Annotated in this window: 24 protein-coding genes; 11 read left to right on the forward strand and 13 right to left on the reverse strand. The window is 67.2% G+C overall.

Annotated features, from left to right (window positions below):
* Positions 1-23: 23 nt before the first annotated feature.
* The 3 genes from JTE92_RS02200 to phnN all read right to left on the reverse strand — a co-directional run bounded on the left by JTE92_RS02200 (position 24) and on the right by phnN (position 4,210).
* The gene (locus tag JTE92_RS02200) at positions 24-1,121 is read right to left on the reverse strand and encodes a porin (RefSeq protein ID WP_063239549.1); all 1,098 of its coding nucleotides are present in this window, start codon (positions 1,119-1,121) and stop codon (positions 24-26) included.
* A gap of 247 nt (positions 1,122-1,368) precedes the next feature.
* Positions 1,369-2,361 carry a tripartite tricarboxylate transporter substrate binding protein gene (locus JTE92_RS02205; protein WP_063239550.1) on the reverse strand — a complete coding sequence of 331 codons (993 nt, stop codon included), beginning with the start codon at positions 2,359-2,361 and terminating at the stop codon, positions 1,369-1,371.
* Between the two features lie 43 nt (positions 2,362-2,404).
* Positions 2,405-4,210: a phosphonate metabolism protein/1,5-bisphosphokinase (PRPP-forming) PhnN gene (gene phnN, locus JTE92_RS02210; RefSeq protein WP_063239551.1), complete on the reverse strand. Its 1,806-nt coding sequence runs from the start codon at positions 4,208-4,210 to the stop codon at positions 2,405-2,407.
* Between the two features lie 349 nt (positions 4,211-4,559).
* Between phnN and JTE92_RS02215 the strand changes: the two genes are divergently transcribed.
* Positions 4,560-5,105 (forward strand): MarR family winged helix-turn-helix transcriptional regulator, encoded by a 546-nt coding sequence (locus tag JTE92_RS02215; RefSeq protein WP_063239552.1) that lies wholly within the window; start codon positions 4,560-4,562, stop codon positions 5,103-5,105.
* A 127-nt stretch (positions 5,106-5,232) separates the two neighbouring features.
* Here the strand turns inward: JTE92_RS02215 and nadC are convergent, their stop codons facing one another.
* The 8 genes from nadC to fliL all read right to left on the reverse strand — a co-directional run bounded on the left by nadC (position 5,233) and on the right by fliL (position 10,888).
* On the reverse strand, positions 5,233-6,066 hold the full coding sequence (nadC, locus tag JTE92_RS02220) for a carboxylating nicotinate-nucleotide diphosphorylase (protein ID WP_063239553.1): 834 nt from the start codon (positions 6,064-6,066) through the stop codon (positions 5,233-5,235).
* Between the two features lie 238 nt (positions 6,067-6,304).
* Positions 6,305-7,102 carry a flagellar biosynthetic protein FliR gene (gene fliR, locus JTE92_RS02225; RefSeq protein WP_063239554.1) on the reverse strand — a complete coding sequence of 266 codons (798 nt, stop codon included), beginning with the start codon at positions 7,100-7,102 and terminating at the stop codon, positions 6,305-6,307.
* Between the two features lie 40 nt (positions 7,103-7,142).
* On the reverse strand, positions 7,143-7,412 hold the full coding sequence (gene fliQ / locus JTE92_RS02230; protein WP_063239555.1) for a flagellar biosynthesis protein FliQ: 270 nt from the start codon (positions 7,410-7,412) through the stop codon (positions 7,143-7,145).
* Positions 7,413-7,458: 46 nt separating this feature from the next.
* Positions 7,459-8,280, reverse strand: a complete 822-nt coding sequence (fliP, locus tag JTE92_RS02235; RefSeq protein WP_063239556.1) for a flagellar type III secretion system pore protein FliP — start codon at positions 8,278-8,280, stop codon at positions 7,459-7,461.
* Positions 8,277-8,783 (reverse strand): flagellar biosynthetic protein FliO, encoded by a 507-nt coding sequence (gene fliO / locus JTE92_RS02240; protein ID WP_063239557.1) that lies wholly within the window; start codon positions 8,781-8,783, stop codon positions 8,277-8,279. The genes fliP and fliO overlap by 4 nt, the downstream gene beginning before the upstream one ends.
* Positions 8,780-9,214, reverse strand: a complete 435-nt coding sequence (gene fliN / locus JTE92_RS02245) for a flagellar motor switch protein FliN (RefSeq protein ID WP_063239558.1) — start codon at positions 9,212-9,214, stop codon at positions 8,780-8,782. Before fliN ends, fliO begins: the two co-directional genes overlap by 4 nt.
* Complete coding sequence (gene fliM, locus JTE92_RS02250; protein ID WP_063239559.1) at positions 9,207-10,226, reverse strand: flagellar motor switch protein FliM; 1,020 nt, start codon at positions 10,224-10,226, stop codon at positions 9,207-9,209. The genes fliN and fliM overlap by 8 nt, the downstream gene beginning before the upstream one ends.
* Positions 10,227-10,393: 167 nt before the next feature.
* Positions 10,394-10,888, reverse strand: a complete 495-nt coding sequence (fliL, locus tag JTE92_RS02255) for a flagellar basal body-associated protein FliL (protein WP_063239560.1) — start codon at positions 10,886-10,888, stop codon at positions 10,394-10,396.
* Between the two features lie 1,069 nt (positions 10,889-11,957).
* Between fliL and acnB the strand changes: the two genes are divergently transcribed.
* The 6 genes from acnB to JTE92_RS02285 all read left to right on the forward strand — a co-directional run bounded on the left by acnB (position 11,958) and on the right by JTE92_RS02285 (position 19,414).
* Complete coding sequence (gene acnB / locus JTE92_RS02260) at positions 11,958-14,549, forward strand: bifunctional aconitate hydratase 2/2-methylisocitrate dehydratase (protein WP_063239561.1); 2,592 nt, start codon at positions 11,958-11,960, stop codon at positions 14,547-14,549.
* A gap of 99 nt (positions 14,550-14,648) precedes the next feature.
* Positions 14,649-15,419: a hypothetical protein gene (locus JTE92_RS02265; protein WP_063239562.1), complete on the forward strand. Its 771-nt coding sequence runs from the start codon at positions 14,649-14,651 to the stop codon at positions 15,417-15,419.
* A gap of 145 nt (positions 15,420-15,564) precedes the next feature.
* On the forward strand, positions 15,565-16,269 hold the full coding sequence (locus tag JTE92_RS02270; RefSeq protein WP_063239563.1) for a glutathione S-transferase N-terminal domain-containing protein: 705 nt from the start codon (positions 15,565-15,567) through the stop codon (positions 16,267-16,269).
* A 133-nt stretch (positions 16,270-16,402) separates the two neighbouring features.
* Positions 16,403-17,746 (forward strand): PQQ-dependent sugar dehydrogenase, encoded by a 1,344-nt coding sequence (locus tag JTE92_RS02275; RefSeq protein ID WP_063239564.1) that lies wholly within the window; start codon positions 16,403-16,405, stop codon positions 17,744-17,746.
* A gap of 233 nt (positions 17,747-17,979) precedes the next feature.
* Positions 17,980-18,804 carry a class I SAM-dependent methyltransferase gene (locus JTE92_RS02280; RefSeq protein ID WP_063239565.1) on the forward strand — a complete coding sequence of 275 codons (825 nt, stop codon included), beginning with the start codon at positions 17,980-17,982 and terminating at the stop codon, positions 18,802-18,804.
* Between the two features lie 304 nt (positions 18,805-19,108).
* On the forward strand, positions 19,109-19,414 hold the full coding sequence (locus JTE92_RS02285; RefSeq protein ID WP_232353383.1) for a hypothetical protein: 306 nt from the start codon (positions 19,109-19,111) through the stop codon (positions 19,412-19,414).
* A gap of 26 nt (positions 19,415-19,440) precedes the next feature.
* Here JTE92_RS02285 and JTE92_RS02290 read toward each other — a convergent pair whose 3' ends face one another.
* Entirely contained in the window at positions 19,441-19,674 is a 234-nt protein-coding gene (locus tag JTE92_RS02290) for an antitoxin (protein ID WP_063239567.1), read from the reverse strand.
* A gap of 140 nt (positions 19,675-19,814) precedes the next feature.
* Between JTE92_RS02290 and JTE92_RS02295 the strand changes: the two genes are divergently transcribed.
* Positions 19,815-20,675, forward strand: coding sequence for a LysR family transcriptional regulator (locus tag JTE92_RS02295; RefSeq protein WP_063239568.1), 861 nt, complete (start codon positions 19,815-19,817; stop codon positions 20,673-20,675).
* A 15-nt stretch (positions 20,676-20,690) separates the two neighbouring features.
* Here the strand turns inward: JTE92_RS02295 and JTE92_RS02300 are convergent, their stop codons facing one another.
* Positions 20,691-20,945 carry a hypothetical protein gene (locus tag JTE92_RS02300; RefSeq protein WP_063239569.1) on the reverse strand — a complete coding sequence of 85 codons (255 nt, stop codon included), beginning with the start codon at positions 20,943-20,945 and terminating at the stop codon, positions 20,691-20,693.
* A gap of 239 nt (positions 20,946-21,184) precedes the next feature.
* Between JTE92_RS02300 and JTE92_RS02305 the strand changes: the two genes are divergently transcribed.
* From JTE92_RS02305 to JTE92_RS02315, 3 genes are all read left to right on the forward strand, one after another.
* Positions 21,185-22,342 carry an acyl-CoA dehydrogenase family protein gene (locus JTE92_RS02305; protein WP_063239570.1) on the forward strand — a complete coding sequence of 386 codons (1,158 nt, stop codon included), beginning with the start codon at positions 21,185-21,187 and terminating at the stop codon, positions 22,340-22,342.
* A 444-nt stretch (positions 22,343-22,786) separates the two neighbouring features.
* A complete protein-coding gene (locus JTE92_RS02310; RefSeq protein WP_116386955.1) occupies positions 22,787-24,181 on the forward strand; it encodes a TolC family protein in 1,395 nt (464 codons plus the stop codon).
* Between the two features lie 39 nt (positions 24,182-24,220).
* On the forward strand, positions 24,221-25,459 hold the full coding sequence (locus tag JTE92_RS02315; RefSeq protein WP_371136895.1) for an efflux RND transporter periplasmic adaptor subunit: 1,239 nt from the start codon (positions 24,221-24,223) through the stop codon (positions 25,457-25,459).
* Positions 25,460-25,467: the final 8 nt, after the last annotated feature.

Genomic DNA, 25,467 nt, shown 5'->3' on the forward strand with positions numbered 1-25,467 from the left:
GGCGGGGCGCGGGCAGCGCTTCCTCAGAACTTGTGGCGCATCCCCATCACGGCGCCGAACTGGCTGGTGCCGGCCGGGCCGATGGACGCCGAGGCGCCGTTCAGGCCGATGCGCGAGCCATCGTCATTGTGGATGTATGCCACCTGGGCGTAGACGTCGGTGCGCCTGGACAATGCGTAGTCGAGCAGCACGGCCGTGCTCCACGCGTCGCCGTTGCGGCGCCGGTCGTTCAGCAGATAGCCAGCGCCGCTGAGCGACAGCGCGGGGGTGAGCTGGTAGCCGGCGCCGATCCAGAACAGGTCGGTACGCCGGGCGGGCACGGCGGCCGTGGCGCCGATGTCGCCATTGAGCCAGCGGTATCCGGCATACACCCTGGCGTTCGCGAACCGGTAGGCGGCGGCAACGGCAAGCCGCCGGTCCTTCTGCGAGGAATTCTGCCCCGCGATGCCGGCGGTGCCTTGCTGCTCGTCGTAGATCACCGTGAAGCCGGCGTTGCCGGCGCTGTACTCGATGCCGCCGCTCAGCGCGCGGTCGCTCTTCATGTCGCCCGGCACCTCGCCCGCCACCGCGCCGCCGCCCAGCGAAGTGCCGCGCGCGAACGAGTACAGGCCCGTGACCGTCAGTGCGCCGAACTTGCCGACGTACTTGGCCGTGTTGTCGTAGCGCCCGGCGGTCATCGCATCCATCATGAAGACCGAATAGCGCGGGGACACCGCCATGGCATCGTAGCGGATCAGGATGTCATACAGGATATTGTTCTGGCGGCCCAGCGTCGCGCGGCCATATGGCGACGACATCCCGACGAATGCCTGGCGCCCGAACAGCCGCCCGCCCTGCGCGGCGGTGCCGGCGTCGATGTCGAAGCCATTCTCGAGCACGAACAGTGCCTGCACGCTGCCGCCGAGGTCTTCGCTGCCGCGGATGCCCCAGCGCGAGCCGGACAGGTTGCCCGATGTCATGCGCGTCAGGCTGTTGCCGTTGGCATCGGCGTGCGTCAGGAACTCGATGCCGGCATCGGCCACGCCATAGAGCGTGACCGAGGCTTGCGCCTGCGCGGCGCCGGCGGCGAGGATGCCGGCGGCCAGGATGATGTGTCGAAGCAGGGAATGGTGTTGGCTCATGTTGTCGATGTTCTTGTACTTCTTGTGTTCTGGTACTGGATGCGCCGGTCGCTGTCGAAAGTCCTGTCCCCCCGCCCGGAATCGGGCGCACGCGGCCATTGCCTGACGGACGATGCCAGGACGCAGGGACGAACGCGCGCTCACGGGGGCCGGTATGCGCCCGTGCAGGAACGATCCAGGTCGGGATGTCGGGGTCGGGATGTCGGGGGGAGGGGCCTGCTGTTACCTGGCCGGTGCCCCGGGATGGTCAGTCGACGAGCAGATTGATCTTCGTCGCGAATTTCTGCCAGCGATCGATATCGGAGGTCACCAGCTTCTGGAATTCGGCAGGGGTGCTCGTGGTCGTGGCAAAGCCGAGCTGCTCCAGCGAAGACCTGACCTCGGGCTTGGCGATGGCCCTGGCGATTTCCGTGTTCAGCTTCTGCACGATTTCGGGCGGCGTGTTCGCCGGGGCCAGGATGCCGAACCATTGGTCGACGTCATAGCCGGGGATGCCAAGCTCGCTCACGCTCGGCACGTCGGGCAGGAACGGCGAACGTGCCTTCGACGTGACGGCCAGCGCGCGCAACCTGTTGCTTTTCAGGTAGGGCATGGTGTTGGTCAGCGTATTGATGCTGACATCCGCCTGGTTGCCGAGCACGTCGGCGATGGCGGGTGCACAACCCTTGTACGGCACGTGAAGCATAGCGATCCTTGCCGAGACCTTCAGCAATTCACCGGCCAGATGCTGGGGCGTGCCGTTACCGCACGAGGCATAGCTGGGGGGTGAGGCGCTCTTGCCCGTCGCCAGCAAGTCGTTGAAGGTGCGGATCTTCGAGAGCGATGGCACGGCGATCACCGACGGCACCGAAGCAAAGGTGATGACGGCGCTGAAATCGGACTTCGGGTTGAACTGCAGCTTCTTGAAGACGCTCGGGTTGATGGCGAAGCTGCTGTTGACGATCAGCAGCGTGTAGCCGTCGGCAGGGCTCTTGGCGACGAACTCGGCACCGATATTGCCGCTGGCGCCCGGCCGGTTGTCGACGACTACCTGCTGCCCCAGCGATTTGCTGATGTCCGCCCCGATCAGGCGCGCAAGGGAATCGGTCCCGCCTCCGGCCGGGAACGTCACCACCATGCGGATGGGCTTCTGCGGGAAGGTACTGGCGATATTGGCCTCGGCGCGCCCGGGCAGGGTGCCCAGGCTCCCTGCGACAAACAGGAGCGATGCCAGGCTGTTGACGACGGATAGGGGTCTCATGGATATGCCTCGTCGGTTAGGTTGAAGGAAGGGGAAATGCTGGTCAATCGGGATCTATACGCACTGCCTGATGGCACTCGCCACCAACGCGGACCAGTGCCGCTGCCGCCTCAAGTGCTGCAGCGGAGTCGGCGTGGATACGGTAGAGGGGTTGCCCCGGCGCCACCTGCGCACCGACCGTGCACAGCAGGTCGATGCCTGCGCCCGCGGCGCGCGGTGCCCCGGCAGCGCGCGCCACGCCGGAAATCTGCAAGCCCTCGATGGCCGTCACCTGGCCCCGCGTGGTGGCGGCCACGATCCGCGTATGCGTACCCGGCGCCACCGGGCGGGAGCGAATGCCCTGCGCTGCGGCGATCCGGTCGAACGCGGCCTTCGCCTTGCCTTCGTGCAGCAGCGCAGCCGCAATGCGCATGCCCTGTTCGGCGCAGCCCACGCGGGGATCGAAGGCGATGATCTCGCCGGCAAAGCGCAGGGCTTTTTCACGCAGGTCCGCGGGAGCCGCGGGATCGTTGTCGAGCACCAGCCGGACGTCGCGCACTTCCAGCGCGGGGCCGATGCCACGGCCGATCGGGTGGCTGCCGTCCGTGACCAGCGCGCGCACGTGCAGGCCCAGTCCCTTGCCGACGTGTTCGAACAGTGCGCCGAGCGCCTCGGCGTCGGCGCGCGTCGCCAGCTTGGCCTGCGGCCCGAAGGGCAGATCGACGATGACATGGGTCGCGCCGGCGGTGAACTTCTTCGACAGGATCGATGCCACCGACCAGCGTCGCGAATCGAGGCGCAGGGGCCGGGTGATCGCGTTCATCACGTCGTCGATCACGGAATGGTTCAGGCGTCCGTTCCACGCAATGCATGCGCGCGCCTGCGCCACGCATCGGCGCACGTCCTCGTGCGTCAGGTCGACCCGCGCGATGGTTTCCATCGCATCGGCAGTGCCGGCAGCAGATGTGATCGCGCGCGATGACGTCTTGGGCATGGCCAGGCCGTACGCCGCGACAATCGGCACCACCACCAGCGTGATGCGGCTGCCGGGAACGCCGCCCATTGAGTGCTTGTCGACGACAAGCGGCTCGTCCCAGTCGATGCGGGGTGTGAAGGCCGTCCGTGCGCGTGCCAGCGCCACCACTTCGGCGTCGGTCAGCGTGCGGGTTGCGGCAATGAGGAAGTCGGTCAGCTCTGCCTCGGTGTACCGCCCGGCGATGGCGTCTTGCAGCACGGCAACATAGGCAGCTTCGTCGAGCGGCTCGCCGCGCAGCTTGGCCATGAGGTTGGCGCGGCTGGCCGGCTGCCTGGTGGCGGATGCACTGGTGCCGCTTTGCAGCGCTTCGACAAAGCGTGCCATGCCCGCTTCCAGCGTGCTGTCGTTTGACACCGTGATGCAGGCGACCTCGGGAGGCATCGATACTCCCGCTCGCGCCACCCGCCTGGCGACCTGGTCGCCCGATTCACGTCCGCGCGCGCTGATGCGCTGTGCCAGCACCTCCTGCGGTGCCGTCACCAGGATGACCACGAAGCGCGGCAAGCGGGCGGCGAGGTCGGCGACGACGCCGCGCGAGCCATTGGCTACGACGTTGCGCCCGCGTTCCAGCTCGCGCATCAGCGACATGGGCAATCCATAGCGAAGGTCGTGTGCGTCCCAGGTGACCAGGAACTCGCCCCTTCGCTGGCGCCGTGCGAACTCGGCTTCCGTAACGCCCTCGTGATCCTCGCCGGCCGACCCGCCCGGGCGCGTGATGACGCGCCGTGCGAAGACATAGTCGTCATCGAGCGAGGCGCGCGCACCGTCGATCAGGGAATCCTTGCCAGCGCCACTGGGCCCCACAACGAGAAAGAATGTGCCGGTTGCCTTCATGATTACCTTAGATGTCGAAGTTGTATGGCTATGCTAGCACCGGCCGGGTGGGTGTCAAGATAAGTTCGATGTCTAAGGTAATGCAAGCAATGGGCCATCCCCCGCAAATCCAGTGTGTACGCGGGATTCGCATGGTCGTAGGGGAAAACACGGGTAACCGCATGCGCGCTGCCGGTGCCTCATGCATCGGCAGCGCGCACGGTGCACTAATGGAGTGAATACTACATAGAGGGGGCGGGCGGTCCGGGCGTGGTGCCGGATGCGCGAGCGCGCGAGGCGCTATCATGTGCACTGTCGCTTGCACCGCATCATGGTGCCGCATGCATACCTTTCATTTCCCGTCACGACTATGGCCACAAGGAAGCCGGATGCTCCGGTCAACATCACGCCGCCGGATGAAGCCGATGAAGAACGGCTTGCCCACCTGGTAAAGGACGCCGCGCGCGCCTATATCCGGGCGCTGCAACTGCGCCTGGCGGAACATTCGGTTTCATACGGCCACTGGACCATCCTGCGTATCCTGTGGCGCCATGACGGCCTGTCGCAGCGCGAGTTGAGCGAGCGGGCCGGCGTGACCGAGCCGACCACCTTTGCGGCGGTGAAGGCGCTGGAAGCGCTGGGCTATGTGGAACGCACGCACCTTCCCGGCAACAGGAAGAAGGTGCACGTGTTCCTGAGCAAGACCGGGCGCGCGTTGCGCCGCAAGCTCGAACCGCTGGCCACCGAGGTCAATGAACTCAGCGTGGAGGGCGTGAGCGAAGAGGATGTGCTGACCACGCGCCGCGTGTTGATCACGATCGCCAAGCGCCTGGTCGCCGACGAGATCGCGTCGGCTGAGAACGGCCGGCGGGTGCCGTCCACGCAGGAGGTGGGGCGGCTGCTGTCGGACCTGTAGCGGCAGTCGGCTGGCGCCAATGAAAAGGCCCCCGTCGGCCAGGCCGGCGAGGGTGAATGCCTTGGGTAGAAGGCGTGAAACCGATGTCGGGGCGCCTGGGCCCCGGGGCCCAGGCAGGCGCGATGCGTCAGGCGTCGTCCAGTCCGATATCCACGGCCGGTGCCGACTGCGTGATCTTGCTCGTCGAGATGTAGTCCACGCCGGTTTCCGCCACGGCCCGGATCGTTTCCAGGCGAATGCCGCCCGAGGCCTCGACCTTGGTCCGGCCATTGACGATCTGCACGGCCTCTTTCATGTCGGCCACCGACATGTTGTCCAGCATGATCACGTCGACACCGGCGGCCAGGGCCTCGTGCACCTGCTCCAGCCGGTCGCATTCCACTTCCAGTTTCGTCAGCACCGGCAGCTTGCGGCGCACGCGTTCGACGGCGGCGGCGATGCTGCCGCACACAGAGATGTGGTTGTCCTTGATCATCACGCCATTGTCCAGGCTCAGCCGGTGGTTCAGGCCACCGCCGCAGGTCACCGCATGCTTTTCCAGCGCGCGCAGGCCTGGCGTGGTCTTGCGGCTGTCGATCAGGCGCGCTTTGGTATGCGCAATGGCCTGGGCATAGGTGGCCGTGAGGTTGGCGATGCCGCACAGGCGCTGCATGATGTTCAGCGCGGTGCGCTCGGCCGTCAGCACGCTGCGCGCATTGCCGCTCACGTTCAGCAGCACCGCCCCTTTGGCGACCTTGTCGCCGTCCGCGACGCGCACGTCGACAGACAGCGTGGGATCGTAGCGGGCGAAGATACGTGCCGCCACGTCGATGCCGGCGATGATCATCGGCTCGCGGGCGTTCATGCAGAAGGTGCCGGTCTCACCCGGTTCGATCATGGTCTGGACGGTCAAGTCGCAGATGCCGATGTCTTCGGTCAGCCAGAGGTCGATCAGCTTGTCGGTGGCAAAGAGGTCGTACATGTGAGGGCTCCTGAGCGGTGGTTGCGTACCTCAATAAACTTAGAGATCGAAGTACATGGCGTAATATTAGCGCCTTGCCACCCCGTGTCAAGAAATATTCGACCTCTAAGATAATGTGCAGGATTTCACTGCGGGAACCACGCCCGCCGAGCCATTGCCAAGGCAGTAGACCTGAAGGCGCAGTAGTCGGCAGCAGTGCCCTGCACAGGGCGCGCAGGTGTCCATCATTTGCCCGCGCCTAGCGCCCGAACTGCCCCAGCACCGTGCCGATCGACTCGAGCCCGGCCTCGATCATGTGCTGCATGTAGGTGCCCATCTGCGGCATCACCAGCATCAGCACCAGGAAGCCGCCCGACAGCGTCACCGGGAAGCCCACTGCGAAGATCGACAACTGCGGCGAGGCGCGGTTCAGGATGCCCATGGCCAGGTTCAGCGTCAGCAGCGCGGCGATCATCGGCAGCGCCAGCAGCATGCCCGACGCGAACACCATGCCGCCGGCGCGCGCCACGGCCATGGCGCCGCCCGCCGACAGCGGCGTGCCGCCGGGGTTGCCACCAACAGGCAGCCCATTGAAGCTGTCGACCAGGGCGCCCAGCATCATCAGGTGGCCGTCCAGCGCCAGGAACAGCAGCACCGCGATGATATTGAGGAAGCGCGACAGCACCATGGTCTGGCCGCCGGCGGAGCGGTCGAAGAACGAGGCGAACGACAGGCCCATCTGCAGGCCGATGATTTCGCCCGCCTGCTGCACGGTAGCAAAGACCAGCCGCATGACAAAGCCGGTGGCCAGGCCGATGCCGACCTCGTTGAGGATGATCAGCAGGCCCTCGAAGGAGTACACCGGCGCCGCCGGCAGCTGCGCGATGGTGGGCGAGACCACCATTGCGATCATCGCCGACAGCGCGATCTTGGCGCGCCGCGGGATGGTCGATTCACCAAACAGCGGCGCGGTGCCGATCAGCGCCAGGATGCGGAAGAAGGGCCACAGGAATGCCGCGAGCCAGCCGTAGAGCTGGGCTGAAGTGAATTCGACCACGGCAGTCTGTCGGAAGGGGGGAAGCGGAAAGGAGAGAGCGTCAGTGCGCCAGCGCGGGGATGCTCTGGAACACCTCGCGCATGTAGTCGACCATGGTGTTGATCATCCACGGACCGGCCAGCACCATGGTGACAAACAGCGCGATCAGCTTGGGGATGAAGGTCAGCGTCATCTCGTTGATCTGCGTCGCGGCCTGGAACAGGCTCACCACCAGGCCGGCGGTGAGCGCCACCAGCAGCAGCGGCGCGGCCAGCAGCAGGGTCATCTTCATCGCCTGGGTGGCGATGGTCATTACGGTTTCCGGGGTCATGGCTCGGATCCTGCGGATAGGAATGCGAAGGGCGAGGCAACTGGCCTCAGTTCATGAAGCTCTGCGCCAGCGACCCCAGCAGCAGCTGCCAGCCGTCCACCAGCACGAACAGCATCAGCTTGAACGGCAGCGAGATGGTTGCCGGCGGCACCATCATCATGCCCATCGCCATCAGCACGCTGGCAACCACCAGGTCGATGATCAGGAACGGGATAAAGATGGTGAAGCCGATCTGGAACGCGGTCTTCAGCTCGCTGGTGACGAAGGCGGGCACCAGGATGCTCAGCGGCACTTCTTCCGGGCCCTGCATTTCCGGGGCCTTGGCCATCTGCGCGAACATCGCCAGGTCCTTTTCGCGGGTCTGGCGCAGCATGAAGGCCTTGAGCGGCTCGGCGGCCCTGGCGGCGGCCGTTTCCAGGCTGATCCTGTTTTCCGACAGCGGCTTGTAGGCGTCGTTGTAGATGCGGTCCAGCACCGGCGCCATCACGAAGAAGGTCAGGAACAGCGACAGTCCCACCAGCACCTGGTTGGGCGGCGAAGTGGCCGTGCCCAGCGCGTTGCGCAGCAGGCCCAGCACGATGATGATGCGGGTGAAGCCGGTCATCATCAGCATCGCCGCCGGCAGGAACGACAGCGAGGTCAGCAGCACCAGCGTCTGGATCGGCAGCGACCAGATCTGGCCGCCGCCCGGGGCGGGCTTGCTGACCACGCCGGGCAGCTGCTGCGCCCACGCAGGCGCTGGCGCCAATGCCAGTACGGCGGCGGCAAGCGTCAGGAGCAGGGCAATCGACAACGGGCTGCAGCGCGCGGCCACGGCGAGGCGCGCGGGCCGGAAGCGGCGCCGCCATGCGGCACGCAGGGAATTCATGACTTGAACTGGGATTGCAGCGAACGCAGCAGCTTCTCGGCGAAGGTGCCGCCGGTCGGCGGTTGCGGCATGCCGGTGGCGTGTGCCGGGGTCAGCGGGTTGGCGGAGCTGCTGCCGGCGGTGTGCGCCGGCATGCTGTGCAGCGGGCGGATTTCGCCGGGGCTGACGCCCAGCACCAGCCAGGTATCGCCGACTTCCACCAGCACCAGCCGCTGGCGTGCGCCCAGCATGGTGCTGCCTACGACCTTCATCACCCCGCCGGTGGCGTGGCGCACCAGCCCGGCGCGCCGGGCCAGCCAGGCCATGCCGAGGATCAGCGCGATCACGGCGAACAGCCCCAGCCCTGCCTGCGCCAGGCTGCCCGCGCCGCTGATGGCCGGTGCCGGCTTGTCGTCGGCGGCCAGTGCCAGCGTCGGGGTCAGCGCCGGGATCAGCGCGGCGAGACTGGCGCCAGCCGCCCAAAGGCGGCCAGCACCGCGCGTGGGGTACTTCCGGACGGTCATTTGTTCAGCTTGCGGATGCGTTCGGACGGCGTGATGATGTCCGTCAGGCGGATGCCGAACTTGTCGTTCACCACCACCACCTCGCCCTGCGCGATCAGGTAGCCGTTGACCAGCACGTCCATCGGCTCGCCGGCCAGCCCGTCCAGTTCGACCACCGAGCCCTGTGCCAGCTGCAGCAGGTTCTTGATGGGCACCTTGGTGCGGCCCAGCTCGACCGTCAGCTGCACCGGGATATCGAGGATCATCTCGATATCGTTGTGGAAGCCGCTGGTCGCTTCCTTGGCCAGCGGCTGGAAGACGGTGGCGGCGGCTGGCGTGGCCGCGGGCGCCGCGGCCGGGATCTCGGCAGCTGTGGCGCTGGTCTGCTCCGCCAGCGCGCTGGCCCAGTCGTCCATCGGATCGACCGGTTTGTCCTCGAAGCCGTCACTCATAATCGGTGTCCTCGGTGTCCAGGTGGGATTGGCCGTCCTGGTGATTGATCATTCGTTCTACCCGCAGCGCGTACTGGCCATTCATGGTGCCGAAGCCGCACTGCATCACGGGCACGCCGTCCACCTTGCCGAAGATCTTCTCCGGCAGCTCGATCGGCAGCACGTCGCCGGCGCGCAGCGCCAGCACCTCGGCCACCGTGCTCTGCAGGTGCGCGAACTCGGCGACCAGTTCCACTTCGGCCGCGCGCAGCTGCCTTGACAGCTGGTTGACCCAGCCCTTGTCGACTTCCTTCTCGTCCTGCAGCGGATTCATCAGCAGGTCCTTGAGCGGCTCGATCATCGCGTACGGCAGGCACACGTGGAGCTGCCCGCCGACGGCGCCCAGTTCGATATGGAAGGCGGTGGTCACCACGGCTTCGTTCTGCGTGGCGACGTTGGCAAACTTGGTGTGCATCTCCGAGCGGATGTACTCGGTCTCGATCGGGTGCACGGTGCGCCAGGCGCTGCCGTAGCTGGCCAGCGTCAGCTCCAGCATGCGCTGGATGATGCGCTGCTCGGTCTGGGTGAAGTCGCGCCCTTCCACGCGGGTGTGGAAGCGGCCGTCGCCGCCGAACAGGTTGTCCACCACCAGGAACACCAGGTTCGGGTCGTAGACGAACAGCGCCGTGCCGCGCAGCGGCTTCAGGTGGACCAGGTTCAGGTTGGTCGGCATCGGCAGGTTGCGGGCGAAATCGCCGAACTTCTCGATCCTGACGCTGCCGACCGAAATATCCGCGCCCCGGCGGATGAAATTGAACAGTGCCGAGCGCAGCGAACGGGCAAAGCGCTCGTTGATGATCTCCAGCGTGTGCAGGCGGCCGCGGATGATGCGTTCCTGCGTCGCCAGGTTGTACGGGCGCACCCCGCTGTCGTCCAGCGCCGGCTCGCTGGCCTTGGGCGTATCGGCCTCGCCGGATACGCCCTTGAGCAGCTCGTCGACCTCGTCTTGCGAGAGGAACTTGTCGTAGGCCATCTGGTGTCCTGCCCCTTTTGCGGCTCTATGCGGCGTTGTGGATGAAACGGTTGCGGCGCGGCCAGGTGCGCATCACCGTGCCCCGCGGCATGCGGGGGCGGGGCGTTGCTGGGTGGCGGCGGACAGTTTCATATCGGTTGGCGGGCGGGCAGGGCGCAAGCGGGCGCTTACTGCACCACGAAAGAGGTGAACAACACATCCAGCACGCGCTGGCCGGGCAGGCCGGTGGCGAAGGGCTGGGCGATGGTGGTGCGGATGTCGTCGGCCAGCTTGCGCTTGCCTTCGACCGTGGCCAGGTCCGCGGGCTGGCGTGCCGACAACAACAGCAGGATGCGGCTGCGGGCCTCGGGCAGGTACTGCGCCAGGCGCGCCTGCGTCTCCGCATCCGCCACCTTCAGCGACAGGCCGGTATGCAGGAAGCGGTCGCCGTCCTCGCTTCTCAGGTTGACGGTGAACGCATCCAGCGGCACGAAGATCGGCGGCGGAATGACCGGGGCGGCGGGCGCGGCGGGCGCCGCCGGCTGGCCGTTGCTCAGCACGCTGCCCAGCACAAAGCCTCCGGCGCCCAGTGCCAGGACAAGCACGCCGCCGCCGATCAGCAGCAGCCGGCCGCGCTTGCCTGTGTTGCTGCCAGTCCGGGAAGGGGAAGCCGTGTTCGCCATGAGAAGCCTGTGTCGGAATGCCTGCCATTCTTCCGGAATCGCAGGCCAGCAAAGGGCCGAAAAAAAGGGGGAAACCCTTTCAGCTTGGCCGTTTGAGCGGAAAGGGAGCAGGCATGGCTACGCCAGCGGGCGCTTTGTGGTGCGCGCCTGCAGGGGGGTTAACGTGTGGTGGGGTGGGAACTTGAGGTTTGGGGGTTTTTGGCTGGGGTATGTCTGCGGCTGGTATCTGGTGGTGGTTGATGCGCCCGGTTCCGCCCTAAAGGGCGGGTAACTCTTTGTCCGAGCGACAAAGAGTCACCAGAAAGCGCGTTTACTGCCCTGCGGGCGGCCACTCTTAACGTAGTGTGCCTGGGTTTTTGTACGGGGCTTGGCTTCGTTGCAGGGCGGGACTGCCTGACGCCGTGGTGCGCCACGGTGGCTTGGGATTGACGCGATTGTTGAACGCGCCCAGAGCTGGGCGTGGCCCCTGCTGCTGGCGTCAACGCAAGGACGCCTGCGGCTGCGCTGCGCGCCGGCAGCATCTCAGGTCAGGAGCTCTGGCACGGAACGCGTCGCTGCGCTCGCTTGGCGCTATCGCGGGGGCTGAATCCTTTATCTTCCGCCTGTTTGCTCCCCTCTCCCGCGCGCGGGAGAGGGAGCACACAATCGGCCATCGTGGCGCACCAGGGCGTCAGGCAGTCCCGCCCTGCAACGAAGCCCAGCCCCGTACGAAAGCCCTGCCCACTACGATAAGAGTGGCCGCCCGCAGGGCGCGTCAACGCGCTTTTGGTTACTTTTGCCGCTCGGGCAAAAGTGACTCGCCCCTTTAGGGGCGAAACCAAGGCATATCAAATATCTGCCAGATACCAAGCCAAGGCCACATCCTCCGATACAACAATCCCTACTGCTCTACTCAGGTAGTCCCCATGTAACCCTACAAAGTCTTCTATCCAAAACCCCATTGATTTCTAAGGATTTTCAACAATCAACTCTTATATAAGATATAAGACATTTGACCGACGCCCCCCAAGCGACTACAATCGCGACGTCAAAGGAAGTTTTTCAAAACCTAATTACTCAGCAGGTTCCCATGCTTGAAAACTATCGCGCACATGTGGCCGAGCGCGCCGCGCTTGGTATCCCTCCTCTGCCCCTGACCGCCAAGCAGACGGCCGAGCTGATCGAACTGCTGAAGAACCCGCCCGCCGGCGAAGAGCAGAACCTGGTCGAGCTGATCACCAACCGCGTCCCCGCCGGTGTGGATGACGCCGCCAAGGTCAAGGCCTCGTACCTGGCCGCCGTCGCGCTGGGCAAGGAACAGTGCGCGCTGATTTCCCGCGCCAAGGCCACCGAGCTGCTGGGCACCATGCTGGGCGGCTACAACATCTCGCCGCTGATCGAGCTGCTGGACGATGCCGAAGTCGGCACCGTCGCCGCCGACGCGCTGAAGAAGACCCTGCTGATGTTCGACGCCTTCCATGACGTGAAGGAAAAGGCGGACAAGGGCAACGCCAATGCCAAGGCCGTGCTGCAAAGCTGGGCCGACGCCGAGTGGTTCACCAGCCGCCCGGAAGTCCCGCAAAGCCTGACCATCACCGTGTTCAAGGTGCCGGGCGAAACCAACACCGACGACCTGTCGCCGGCCCCGGACGCCACCACCCGCCCGGACATCCCGATGCACGCGCTGGCGATGCTGAAGAACAAGCGCGACGGCGCGGCGTTCCAGCCGGAAGAAGACGGCAAGCGCGGCCCGGTCAAGTTCATCGAATCGCTGAAGGAAAAGGGCCACCTGGTTGCCTACGTGGGCGACGTGGTCGGTACCGGCTCCTCGCGCAAGTCCGCCACCAACTCGGTGCTGTGGTTCACGGGCGAAGACATCCCCTTCATCCCGAACAAGCGCTTCGGCGGCGTGTGCCTGGGCAACAAGATCGCCCCGATCTTCTACAACACCATGGAAGACGCCGGCGCGCTGCCGATCGAGCTGGACGTGTCCCAGATGGAAATGGGCGACGTGGTCGAGCTGCGCCCGTACGAAGGCAAGGCCCTGAAGAACGGCGCCGTGATCGCCGAGTTCAAGGTCAAGTCGGACGTGCTGTTTGACGAAGTGCGCGCCGGCGGCCGCATTCCGCTGATCGTCGGCCGTGGCCTGACCGCCAAGGCCCGCGAGGCGCTGGGCCTGGCCCCGTCGACGCTGTTCCGCCTGCCGCAGAACCCGGCCGATACCGGCCGCGGCTTCACGCTGGCGCAGAAGATGGTCGGCCGCGCCTGCGGCCTGGCCGAAGGCAAGGGCATCCGCCCGGGCACCTACTGCGAACCGAAGATGACCTCGGTGGGCTCGCAGGACACCACCGGCCCGATGACCCGCGACGAGCTGAAGGACCTGGCCTGCCTGGGCTTCTCGGCCGACCTGGTGATGCAGTCGTTCTGCCACACCGCCGCCTATCCGAAGCCGGTCGACGTCAAGACCCACCACACGCTGCCCGAGTTCATCAGCACCCGCGGCGGCATCTCGCTGCGCCCGGGCGACGGCGTGATCCACTCGTGGCTGAACCGCATGCTGCTGCCGGATACCGTCGGCACCGGCGGCGACTCGCACACCCGCTTCCCGATCGGCATCAGCTTCCCCGCAGGCTCGGGCCTGGTGGCCTTTGCCGCCGCCACCGGCGTGATGCCGCTGGATATGCCGGAATCGGTGCTGGTCCGCTTCAAGGGCCAGATGCAGCCGGGCGTGACCCTGCGCGACCTGGTCAACGCCATTCCGCTGTACGCGATCAAGCAAGGCCTGCTGACCGTGGCCAAGCAAGGCAAGCAGAACATCTTCTCGGGCCGCATCCTGGAAATCGAAGGCCTGCCCGACCTGAAGGTCGAGCAAGCGTTTGAATTGTCGGACGCCTCGGCAGAACGTTCGGCCGCCGGTTGCACGGTGCGCCTGAACAAGGACCCGATCATTGAATACATCAACAGCAACATCACGCTGCTGAAGTGGATGATCGCCCAGGGCTACCAGGACCCGCGCAGCCTGCAGCGCCGCATCAAGGCCATGGAAGCGTGGCTGGCCGATCCGAAGCTGCTGGAGCCGGACGCCGACGCCGAGTACGCCGCCGTGATCGAGATCGACCTGGCCGACGTGCACGAGCCGATCGTGGCCTGCCCGAACGACCCGGACGACGTGAAGACCCTGTCGGACGTGGCCGGCGCCAAGATCGACGAAGTCTTCATCGGTTCGTGCATGACCAACATCGGCCACTTCCGCGCAGCCTCCAAGCTGCTCGAAGGCAAGCGCGACATCCCGGTCAAGCTGTGGGTGGCCCCGCCGACCAAGATGGACCAGAAGCAGCTGACCGAGGAAGGCCATTACGGCGTGTTCGGCACCGCCGGTGCCCGCACCGAAATGCCGGGCTGCTCGCTGTGCATGGGCAACCAGGCGCAGGTGCGCGAAGGCGCGACCGTGATGTCGACCTCGACCCGCAACTTCCCGAACCGCCTGGGCAAGAACACCAACGTGTACCTGGGTTCCGCCGAACTGGCGGCAATCTGCTCGCGCCTGGGCCGTATCCCGACCAAGGAAGAGTACATGGCCGATATTGGCGTCATCAACCAGAATGGCGACAAGATCTACAAGTACATGAACTTCGACCAGATCGAGGACTTCAAGGAAGTGGCCGACGGCGTGACGGTGTAAGCGCCAGCACGGCAGTCAGGCATGACCTCGGGGCCCCGCGTTTGCGGGGCCCTTTTTTGCTTGCTGACAACAGAGTTCCGTCACCCCTGGAGACTGCACGTGCGAAACCTGGATTTCAGTTCCTGGCAGGGCTTGCTCACCACGGTGGTGGGCCTGGCCGTCATCACGCTGATCGGCGTGGGCATCCGGCTGCTGGTCATGCAGACCGTGCAGCAGCGCCGCGAACGCGAGAACCGGCAGATCAACGAGCGCTTGCGCACGCTGATCGCCGCGTACAAGACGCTGGGCGGTTCCTTTACCGGCAACCTCGCCGTCGATCCGACGCACCTGCGCGACCTGCGGCGCCAGGCCGATGCCGCGGATACGGCCGATGCCGCCGATGCCGCGGTCGCGCCATCTTCTCCAGCCGCGCCATCCCCGGCATCGGGCGCACGGCAAGCGCTGCCCGCCACCGACCGCGCCCGCCGCATCCGCGATGCCGTCGAGGCGGCCCTGTCCGACATCATCCTGCTGGGCACGGAGGAGCAGGTGCGGCTGGCGGCCGCGGCGGCGCGCGAGCTGGTGGAGGGCCGTCCGGTGCATACCGCCGAACTGGTGGTGTCGTTGCGCAACTTCATCCGCGAGGTGCTGGCACTGGACCCGGTGCCGGCGGACGTGTCCATCCCACGCCAGGGGCCGGCCAGGCCCGGCACCGCGCATGGCAGGGGCGAGGCCGGTGCGGCCGGGGCCGGCGGCGGCAGGCAGGGAGGCGGCAACAAGGGCATGGGCGCGGGCGGCGGCATGGGCGTGAGCGGCGGCATGGGCGTGGGCCTGGGCCTTGGCGCGGGGCTGCCGGTGGATGACCGCCAGGACCCAGACCGCCAGGCATGACGAACGCGGAAGTGCGCCGTCAGCAACGTCCTGGCCGGCGGGCTATCATCGGGATTTCTCGGGACTTCCGGCGTTTCCTGGATTCCCCGATTTCCCCACAACCCGGTGTGCCCGCCCCCGCGGCCATCGCGCAACTGGAGGCCATGTGTCCGATCTCTCCGCCTTTCCCATCACCCGCAAATGGCCGGCGCAGCATCCCGACCGCATCCAGCTCTATTCGCTGCCGACGCCCAACGGCGTCAAGGCATCGATCATGCTGGAAGAGACCGGCTTGCCGTATGAGCCGCACCTGGTGCGCTTCGACACCGACGACCAGCTTTCACCGGAATTCCTGTCGCTCAACCCGAACAACAAGATCCCCGCGATCCTGGATCCCAACGGTCCGGGCGGCAAGCCGCTGCCGCTGTTCGAATCGGGCGCGATCCTGCTGTACCTGGCCGACAAGTCGGGCAAGCTGATTCCGGCCGATCCGGCGCGGCGCTACGAGACCATCCAGTGGCTGATGTTCCAGATGGGCGGCATCGGCCCGATGTTCGGGCAGGTCGGCTTCTTCCACAAGTTCGCCGGCAAGGCCTATGAAGACAAGCGCCCGCGCGACCGCTACGTGGCGGAAAGCCGGCGCCTGCTCAACGTGCTCGAGCAGCGCCTGGCCGGCCGCGCGTGGATCATGGGCGACGAGTACACCATTGCAGACATCGCCACCTTCCCGTGGGTGCGCAACCTGGTCGGCTTCTATGAGGCAGGCGACCTGGTCGGCTTCAAGGACTTCGCCAACGTGCGGCGCGTGCTGGACGCGTTCGTGCAGCGTCCGGCAGTGGTGAAGGGGCTGGATACGCCGCATCGGGGCTGAGCGCCGGCATGCGGTGGGCCGGCGTGGGCATTGTCCTACACCGGGCCTTCCCGGATGCCTACAGAGGGGCCGCCGGCACGCATCCTATAGTCCAGGAGCAGGCGCATCCTGCCTTGCCCGAGGAGTCCGGACCATGCCGCTGCCCAAGCCCTTCCCGTCTTCTTCCCGCCGGTGCGGCGCAGCGCTGCTGGCGGGTGCCGCCGCGGCGCTGGCCGCGTGCGGCGAATCGGCCAAGCTGCCCTCCGAGGCCGGCTTCGGACCCACGCCGCAGCTGCCGCCGCCGCACCAGACTGCCATCCCCACCGTCAAGATCGCGCCCGCGGTCGGCTGGGCCGAAGGCCAGCGCCCGGTGCCGGCCGAGGGCATGGCGGTGACCGCCTTCGCCGACAAGCTCGATCATCCGCGCTGGGTCTACGTGCTGCCCAACGGCGACGTGCTGGTGGCCGAGAGCAATGCCCCGCCCAAGCCCGACGACGGCAAGGGCATCAAGGGCTGGATCATGAAGACGATGATGAAGCGCGCCGGCGCCGGCACGCCCAGCGCCAACCGCATCACGCTGCTGCGCGACAGCAACGGCGATGGCGTCGCCGACCAGCGCTCGGTATTCCTGAAGGACATCAACTCGCCGTTCGGCATGGTGCTGGTCGGCAACGAGTTCTACGTGGCTGCCACCGACGCGGTGCTGCGCTTCCCGTACCAGCCCGGCCAGACGCAGATCGCCGCGGCGCCGCAGAAGGTGGTCGACCTGCCCGGCGGGCCGCTCAATCACCACTGGACCAAGAACATCATCGCCAGCCGCGACGGCAGCAAGCTCTACGTGACGGTGGGCTCGAACAGCAACGTGGCCGAGCACGGCATGGACAAGGAAGCGGGCCGCGCCGCCATCTGGGAGGTCGATCCCAGGAACGGCTCGCACCGCATTTTTGCCAGCGGCCTGCGCAATCCCAACGGCATGGCGTGGGAGCCGGTCACCGGCGCGCTGTGGACCGCGGTCAACGAGCGCGACGAGATCGGCAGCGACCTGGTGCCGGACTACATCACCTCGGTGCGCGACGGCGGTTTCTATGGCTGGCCGTACAGCTACTTCGGCCAGCATGTCGACGAGCGCGTCAAGCCGCCGGCGCCGGACCTGGTGGCCAGGGCCATCGTGCCCGACTACGCGGTCGGCGCGCATACCGCGGCGCTGGGGCTCGCGGCTGCCACCGGCAACAGCCTGCCGGCGCGCTTCAGCGAGGGCATGTTCGTGGGCCAGCATGGATCCTGGAACCGGCGGCCGCTGGCAGGGTACAAGGTCATCTTCGTGCCGTTCAGCAACGGCCGCCCGAACGGCGCGCCCTTCGACGTGCTGACCGGCTTTGTCGACGGCGAAGGCAATGCGCGCGGCCGGCCCGTGGGCGTGGCGATCGACAAGCGCGGCGGGCTGCTGGTGGCGGACGACGTCGGCAATGTCATCTGGCGCGTGAGCGGGGCGAAATAAAGGCTGTGCCCATGCCGGCCAGCGCCGGCGCGGCGGCGCCGCCAGACTGATCCGAGCCGCAGTTTGCCGCGATCCCGCGCGGCCCATTGCCAGGCCATTGCCTGACCATTGCCTGGCCATTGCGCCGGCGCCGCGCTGACTATACTTCGCTTGGATGGGGGCGCGGCGCATCAATCGTGCCTGCTTCGCCCCCGCGCAAACCGCAGCCTGGACACCGACGCCGGGGAGGGGGCATGGATCACACCGGAGGTTCGTTTCGCGCCTTTGAGCTCGCTGGCTGGGAGGACCCCGAGGTCGTCAGCCGCTACCAGGAGCACCTGTCGCACGTGACCCGGCAATCGATCGAGGCGCTGCTGGACGAGGCGCGCGCCGGCAGCGGGCTGCGCGTGCTTGATGTCGCCAGCGGCTCGGGCCATATCGCCGCGGCGGCGGTGCGGCGCGGCGCCGAGGCCATCGGCATCGATTTCTCGCTGGCGCAGTTGCAGCTGGCGCGCAAGCTCTATCCCGACATCCACTACCAGCAGGCCGACGCGCAGGCGCTGCCCTTCGGCGACGCCAGCTTCGATGCGGTGGTCAACGGCTTCGGCATGTGCCACCTGTCCGATCCCGATGCCGCGCTGCGCGAAGCATTCCGCGTGCTGCGCCCCGGCGGCCGCATCGCGTTCACGGTGTGGGATGCCCCCGAGCGCGCGGTGGGCTTCGGCGCGGTCTATGCCGCCATCCGCGCCTATGGCTCGATGGAGGTCGACCTGCCGGCGGGGCCCAATTTCTTTCTCTTCAGCGATCCCAACCAGTGCCGCAGCGCCTTGCAGCAGGCCGGCTTCATCGCCGCGTCGTGCCGGCACGTGCACCAGGTGTGGCGCTTTTCCACGCCGGACCAGCTGTTCGATGCGCTGGCGCAGGGCACCGTGCGCGCGGCCGCCACGCTGCGCGCGCAGACCCCGCGGGCGCGCGACGAGATCCGGGCCGTGCTGCGCGGTACGGTCGCCGGCTATATGCGCGGCAGCGGCTTCGAGGTGCCGATGCCGGCGGTGCTGGCCGCTGCGGTGAAGCCCTGAACTTGGCGACGGCTCGTATACCTGCCCCTGCCCCGAGTCGCGGCTGGTGTTGGACGGATACCGACAGCTTTTCGCTGCTCGTCGGTCTGGCGCCAACGAGTGATCGTTGGAAAGGCCCGGGAAAGTGCCCCACACCGCGCTGCAGGCGGCGTAGTGGTGGTGGCACGGTCATTGCGGAATTAGGCAGCGAGCGCGGCGCCGATGCTCGTTGCCCTACCCGCCAGCAATGGCTTCCCGGAGAACACCGATGAACCCCCAATCCCCCTGCCAACGCGGGCAGGCCGCATCGCGCCCGCAAAAGAAAATGCTGCACCGCACGCGCCGCGCCGTCGTGCTGCTGCGCGTACTGGGGCTGTGCCTGAACAGCGTCGCCTGCGCACAGGCCGAGGCCCCGCAGCCCGCCGCCCCGGCGGCCGCGGCTGTCACCCCCGAACAGAAATTCGCCCCCGGCTACCTGGAGGCCGTGTCCACTGGCTATGACAACGGCGTGGCATGGCAGGAACCGGAAGGCATCGCGCCACTGCGGCAGCCGCGCGAGATGCGTGGGCCGGCTGGCGGAGATGCCGGCGCGGCGGTGCGAACGGCCTTGGCAAAGCCGCCGGTCCGTTGAGCGGGGGCCGCGCGGGAATCGTCCGCCTAAAAGGTTCGCTTGGACTCCGTCTGGTCACCGCGTCCCTCGATCAGGAAGTCCGGCGGAAAGCTGGTAAACACTGCAAGCAGGCCGGCTAAGTGCGAAGACGAGGGCCAAATGCGCAACTCATCGCCGATACGCTCGATTTGCAGCGTCAGATCCTCGTTGGCGTACGCGAGTTCAGCAGGAATGGCTATGGTTTGGCCAGTGTGGTCGTGAATGATTCGGGTCATGTTCATGTTCGGGTCCTAACGCATCAGTCCACGAGTGAAGTTACCATGCTCGGCAGTGCGATTTGTCCGCGATGAAGTAGACGATTTCCGTTTCTCGATTGGGATCTGCCTACAATGCGTCACACCGGCCCAACGCAGCTCCGACCATGGACATCGAACTCGCCCGCACCTTCCTGCAAGTCGTGCGTACCGGCAGCCTGCTGGCGGCAGCCGACAAGCTGCACGTCACGCAAACCGCGGTAACCGCCCGCATCAAGAGCCTGGAGTCACAGCTGAACTGCCGCCTGTTCGAGCGCAACAAGGCCGGCGCGCGCCTGACTGCCGACGGCCAGCGCTTCCTCGGCTATGCCAGCCAGCTGGTGCAGACCTGGGAGGCGGCGTGCCGCGAGCTGCCGCTGCCGGCGGGGCTGGAAAGCCTGTTCCGCTTCGGCGCCGAGATCAGCCTGGGCAATCCGCTGGTGCTGCTGTGGGCCACGCGCCTGCGCCAGCAGATGCCGGCGCTGGCGGTGCGCGCCGAAGTGGGGGAGGGCGAGGCGCTGCAGTACAAGCTGCAGTCGGGCACGCTCGATGCGGCGCTGGTGTACCAGCCGGAATATGCGCCCGGCGTGCACGTCGAGACGCTGATGGAAGAGAAGCTGATCCTGATCCGCTCGACCCAGCGCGACGGCCCCTATGTCTACGTCGACTGGGGGCCGGAGTTCCGGCGCCAGCATGACAGCGTGCTGCCCCAGCATGCGCGCGCATCGCTGTACTTCAACCTGGGGCCGCTGGCGTTGCAGTACATCCTGCAGTTCGGCGGCAGCGGCTACTTCCGTACGCGCGTCGTGCAGAGTTACCTGGACAGCGGCGTGCTGGAGCGCGTCGAGCGCGCATCGGAATTCTCGTATCCGGTGTTCCTGGTTTGCGCCAGGACGCCAGCCGGCACGACGCAGGAGGCCGTGCGCATCCTGCGCGATATCGTGCGCGAAGAATCTGACTGGTCGCAGCGCTGGGACGTGCCGCTGTAGCCGGAGCCACCGGCATCAGGCGCGCACTGGCACGGGCTGCGCCGCCAGCCCCGCCCAGCCGGGCGTGCCTGCAGGCACCAGCCGGTATTGCCGCACGCGCTTGCCGCCGCGCGGCCGGCGCGGCGGCCTGGGTTCAAGGCCCGCGAAACGGCCATGCCGCTGCACGCGCTCGAATACCGGTTCCGGTACCCGCGTGCCGATCAGCCAGGTGACGCTGCCTCCCAGCGCGACCAGCGCCAGCGCCAGCGCAATCCAGAGGACGGCTTCCATGGTTTCCCGCTCCATCGAATAGGTGTGCTTCCAGTATCGGCACAAAGCATGCCCGCGGGTAAATGAAAGTTATCGTCGCTTCATATCAATAAATTTGCACTGAAACGCCCGTGGTGCCAAACCGCCGGCAGCAACGCGTGCGCGCGGCCTGTAGAAAAATCATCTTTTCCGACGAACCTGAGCCGGGCGGCACGGCAGACACTCGACCGATCCGAACCACACCAAAAGGGACTCCAGCCATGCAACGCCTGATCTTCGAAGCCGAACACGACGCCTTCCGCGAATCCGCCCGCCGCTTCTACCAGCGCGAGGTCGGGCCGCACGGCGAGCGCTGGCGCGAGCAGGGCTGTGTCGACCGCGAGGTGTTCCGCAAGGCCGGCGAGCAGGGCTACCTGCTGATGTGGGCCGACGAAAAATACGGTGGCGCCGGCGTCGATGACTTCCGCTATGAGCAGATCCTGATCGAGGAAAACGCGCGCCATGGCGACTCCGGCTTCTTCGGCACGCTCCATTCGCGCCTGGTGGCGCCGTATGTCGGCCGCATCGGCAACGAAGCGCAGCGCCTGCGCCTGCTGCCGGCCGCGGCGCGCGGCGAGGCCATCTTCGCCATCGCCATGACCGAGCCGCAGACCGGTTCCGACCTGGCCGGCATCCGCACCCGCGCCGAGGACCGCGGCGATCACTGGGTGCTGAACGGCGCCAAGACCTATATCTCCAACGGACAGCTGGCCGACTACGTGGTGGTGGTGGCGCGCACCGACCCCGAGCGCAGCCACGGCCTGACGCTGTTTATCGTCGAGCGCGGCATGCCGGGCTTCGAGCGCGGCCGCAAGCTGCGCAAGATGGGCCTGCATTCGCAGGACACCTCGGAGCTGTTCTTCGACAACGTCAAGGTGCCCAAGGCCAACGTGCTGGGCGAGCCCGGCCAGGCCTTCCGCTACCTGACCCGGCACCTGGCCGAGGAACGCCTGATCGGCGCCTGCGGCTACATGGCGTCGGCGCAGGTGGCATTCGACCTGACGCTGGATTACGTCAAGGAGCGCAAGGCCTTCGGCCGGCCGATCGGCACCTTCCAGAACTCGCGTTTCAAGCTGGCCGAGCTGCGCGCCCAGCTCGACGCGATCCAGACCTTTGTCGACCAGTGCGTGCTGCAGCACAACGCCGGCACGCTGACGGTGGAGACGGCGGCGTCGGCCAAGCTGCTGACCTCCGAGTTGCAGGGGCGCGTGGTGGACGAGGGCGTGCAGCTGCACGGCGGCGCCGGCTATATGGAGGAGTACCGCATCTGCCGGATGTACACCGATGCGCGGATCTCGCGCATCTACGCCGGCAGCAGCGAGATCATGAAAGAGATCATCGGGCGCAGCCTCGGGCTGGACGACCGCGTCAAGGCATAAGCGCTGCCACCCAAGCGCCAGGGCTGAATCACGGCCCGGAAGTTGCCGATCTCTGCGTCGGCGATTTCCGGGCCGTTTGCCGTTTTTCATGGAGTATCAACACTATCGTCGTTCCCGCCTGCGCGGGAACGACGGTGGCTAACTGAACGGAACTTAGTGCATCGCTAGTGTTTTCACGCAGTTAAAGGCTTTTGTCAGCAATATGAAAGCCGTTTGTAAAGCGATTCGGTTTGAATGCCGTCGGGAGATCGTGTCCGGGTGGTGTTTGAAGCATCGGGACAGCAGGCGCGGGCGCGGCAAGACGGCCCAGCCGGGCGACCGCGGAGGCAGCTGCCTCGACGAATGAAAATTCATCCGTCGGTGCACCGCCTGGCGGACACGGTCGTTTACCGCAGACCGCCAACCGCCAACCGCCAACCGCTTTCGAACCGAGCCAGACTGACCGTGCCCGTTGTATTTACCCGTGCCGCCGCGGGGACCCTGCTCCTGCTGGGTGTTCTCGCCAGACCCGCGGCCAGCATTGCCGCCGAACCGCAGCCTTCAGCCGATACTGCCGATGCCGCCGCGCCCTGCACGCCACCGCCCGCCGGCGCCGCGCTGACGCTGGCCCAGGCGCGCCTGGACGCGCTGCGCTGCAACCGCACCATCATGGCCGCGCGCCGCGGCGTGGAAGCCAGCCAGGCCGATGTGCAGATCGCCTCGCAGCGGCCCAACCCGGTGCTGAGCCTGGGGGTCGAGAACATCAACCCGCATGCCGGCGTCGGCGCCGGCAACCTGCGCAGCAAGACGGTGGACTCCACGCTGCGCGTCGACCAGCTGATCGAAACCGCCAACAAGGGCAACCTGCGCGTGGACGCCGCGCGCAAGGCCAGCGCCGCGGCGGGCGAGGCGGTGCAGGCCGTGGTGGCGCAGCAGACCGCGCTGGTCGAGCAGGCCTTCTTCGAGGCGCTGGTCAGCCAGGAACGGGTGGCGGTGCTCAGGGAAACGCTGGCCTTGTACGAACGCACCCGCCAGGCCAGCGAAACGCGGCTGAAGGCGGGCGACGTGGCGCGTGCCGACGTGAACAAGCTGCAGCTCGACGTACTGCGCGCGCAGAGCGACATGCGCCAGGCCATGACCGACCATTACAGCGACAAGGCCGCGCTGGCGCAGGCGATGGGGGTGCCCGGCACGCTGTCCGACAACCGGCTGGTCGCCGACTGGCCTGCGCTGGATACGCCGGCACCGCAACCCGATCCCTACCTGCTCGAGCACCGCCCCGACGTGACCGCCGCGGAGGCGCGGCTGGCCGCGGCCGCCGCCTCGCGCGACCTGGCCCGCGCGGGGCGCGTGCCTGACGTGACCATCGGGGCGCAGGCCGAGCATTACCCGGTCTCGCCCACCAACTCCTATGGCAGCGGCAACAGCTTCGGCGTGTTCCTGTCGATCCCGCTGTTCGTGCGCCACCGCAACGGCGGCGAGGCGCGCCGCGCTGAAGTCGACTACTACGCCGCGCTGGACGACCGCAACCGCGTGATGCTGGAGGCCGGCAACGAAATCGACCGGCTGCGCAGCCAGCTCGACACCGCGCGCCAGTCGCTGCGCCAGATGCGCGACGAGGTGCTGCCCGCCGCGGAAAGCGTCGCCGGCAGCGCCGAGTTCGCCTACAGCAAGGGCGCCACCGGCGTGCTCGACCTGCTCGATGCGCGCCGCGCGCTGCGCCAGACCCGGCTCGACGCCGTCGAAGCGCAGGGCGCCTACGCCAAGGCGCTGTCGGCCTACCGCGCCGCTTTACAGACCTCCAAGACCTCCAAGACCTCTGCCACCACGGGCGCGCCCGTGGCCTCGCAGGTTCCCTGACAGGCACGTCCCTGAACCCGCAGTTCCCGCGCATTCTTCATGTCTCACTTGTCACGCATGTTCCGCCGCACGTCCTGCACCCGTCGTTCACTTTTTCCCGCCGATTCCGATTCCGCACGGCTGTCTGCCGTCTGCGCCGTGGCGCTGTGCGCGCTGGTGCTCGCCGCCTGCGGCAAGTCCGAGCCGCCCAGGCCCGATGACGATCCCAAGGTCAGCGGCAACACCATCCAGTTTCCGGCCAGCGTGAAATCGCTGCCCGGCATTGCCGGCGAACCCGCCCGGTCCGGCGGCGAGCGCATGCTGAACCTGCCGGGCCGGCTGGTGTGGAACGAGGACAAGACCGTGCGCGTGTCCACGCCCTTTGCCGGCCGCGTGACCGAGATCCTGGTGCAGCCGGGCGCCACCGTCAGGGCCGGCCAGCCGCTGGCCAGCCTGACCTCGCCGGACTTCGGCGTGGCCCAGGCCGACGCGCGCAAGGCCGCCGCCGACAGCGCGGTCGCGGCCAAGGCGCTGGCGCGCCAGCGCGAGCTGTACGGCGCCGGCATCATCGCGCAGAAGGAACTGGAGCAGTCGCAGGCCGACGCCGCGCGCGCCGCGGCCGACCTGCAGCGCACGCAGGCGGCGCTGCGCCAGTACGGCGCTGCGGCAGGCAGCGACGGCGTGAACCAGCGCTTCGCGCTGCGCAGCCCGATCGACGGCCTGGTGGTCGAGCGCAACATCAACCAGGGCATGGAGCTGCGCCCCGACCAGCCGCCCGCCGCGCCGCTGTTCCTGATCACCGACCCGACCACGCTGTGGGCGCAGGTCGATGCCGGGGAATCCGACCTCAGCCTGTTCCGCGACGGCGTCACCGTGCAGGTGGTCACTGCCGCCTACCCCGGCGAAACCTTCACCGGCACCGTGGTCAAGATCGCCGACTATGTCGACCCGACCGCGCGCAGCATCAAGGTCCGGCTGAGTGTGCCCAATCCCGGGCGCCGCCTGAAGGCCGAGATGTTCGTCACGGCGCGCATGCCCGCGGCCTCGTTCGAAGGCATCGCCGTGCCTTCCAAGGCGGTGTTCCTGGCCGACAACCGCAACTATGTCTTCGTGCGCACCGCCCCCAACACCTTCGAGCGCCGCCAGGTGCGCGTGGGCGTGACCATGCCCGGCACCACCGAACTGCTGGAAGGCGTGAAGGAAGGCGAGACCGTGGTGACCGAGGGCAACCTCTACCTGCAGGACATCCTGCGCGATGCCACAGCGGTCAATGCGGCGCGTGCGGCCGACAAGAAGTGAGGACGGCC

It is taken from the genome of Cupriavidus oxalaticus, assembly GCF_016894385.1.
GTDB lineage: Bacteria > Pseudomonadota > Gammaproteobacteria > Burkholderiales > Burkholderiaceae > Cupriavidus > Cupriavidus oxalaticus.

Excerpts from the sequence above, each read along its gene's own strand:
- acnB (WP_063239561.1), top strand. The coding sequence starts at position 11,958 with ATGCTTGAAAACTATCGCGCACATGTGGCCGAGCGCGCCGCGCTTGGT.
- phnN (WP_063239551.1), bottom strand. The coding sequence starts at position 4,210 with ATGAAGGCAACCGGCACATTCTTTCTCGTTGTGGGGCCCAGTGGCGCT.
- JTE92_RS02200 (WP_063239549.1), bottom strand. The coding sequence starts at position 1,121 with ATGAGCCAACACCATTCCCTGCTTCGACACATCATCCTGGCCGCCGGC.
- JTE92_RS02285 (WP_232353383.1), top strand. The coding sequence starts at position 19,109 with ATGCTGCACCGCACGCGCCGCGCCGTCGTGCTGCTGCGCGTACTGGGG.
- fliQ (WP_063239555.1), bottom strand. The coding sequence starts at position 7,412 with ATGACCCCGGAAACCGTAATGACCATCGCCACCCAGGCGATGAAGATG.
- fliL (WP_063239560.1), bottom strand. The coding sequence starts at position 10,888 with ATGGCGAACACGGCTTCCCCTTCCCGGACTGGCAGCAACACAGGCAAG.
- JTE92_RS02300 (WP_063239569.1), bottom strand. The coding sequence starts at position 20,945 with ATGGAAGCCGTCCTCTGGATTGCGCTGGCGCTGGCGCTGGTCGCGCTG.
- JTE92_RS02305 (WP_063239570.1), top strand. The coding sequence starts at position 21,185 with ATGCAACGCCTGATCTTCGAAGCCGAACACGACGCCTTCCGCGAATCC.
- nadC (WP_063239553.1), bottom strand. The coding sequence starts at position 6,066 with ATGTACGACCTCTTTGCCACCGACAAGCTGATCGACCTCTGGCTGACC.
- JTE92_RS02290 (WP_063239567.1), bottom strand. The coding sequence starts at position 19,674 with ATGAACATGACCCGAATCATTCACGACCACACTGGCCAAACCATAGCC.
- fliM (WP_063239559.1), bottom strand. The coding sequence starts at position 10,226 with ATGGCCTACGACAAGTTCCTCTCGCAAGACGAGGTCGACGAGCTGCTC.
- JTE92_RS02280 (WP_063239565.1), top strand. The coding sequence starts at position 17,980 with ATGGATCACACCGGAGGTTCGTTTCGCGCCTTTGAGCTCGCTGGCTGG.
- JTE92_RS02295 (WP_063239568.1), top strand. The coding sequence starts at position 19,815 with ATGGACATCGAACTCGCCCGCACCTTCCTGCAAGTCGTGCGTACCGGC.
- JTE92_RS02275 (WP_063239564.1), top strand. The coding sequence starts at position 16,403 with ATGCCGCTGCCCAAGCCCTTCCCGTCTTCTTCCCGCCGGTGCGGCGCA.
- JTE92_RS02215 (WP_063239552.1), top strand. The coding sequence starts at position 4,560 with ATGGCCACAAGGAAGCCGGATGCTCCGGTCAACATCACGCCGCCGGAT.
- JTE92_RS02315 (WP_371136895.1), top strand. The coding sequence starts at position 24,221 with ATGTCTCACTTGTCACGCATGTTCCGCCGCACGTCCTGCACCCGTCGT.
- fliN (WP_063239558.1), bottom strand. The coding sequence starts at position 9,214 with ATGAGTGACGGCTTCGAGGACAAACCGGTCGATCCGATGGACGACTGG.
- JTE92_RS02205 (WP_063239550.1), bottom strand. The coding sequence starts at position 2,361 with ATGAGACCCCTATCCGTCGTCAACAGCCTGGCATCGCTCCTGTTTGTC.
- fliO (WP_063239557.1), bottom strand. The coding sequence starts at position 8,783 with ATGACCGTCCGGAAGTACCCCACGCGCGGTGCTGGCCGCCTTTGGGCG.
- fliP (WP_063239556.1), bottom strand. The coding sequence starts at position 8,280 with ATGAATTCCCTGCGTGCCGCATGGCGGCGCCGCTTCCGGCCCGCGCGC.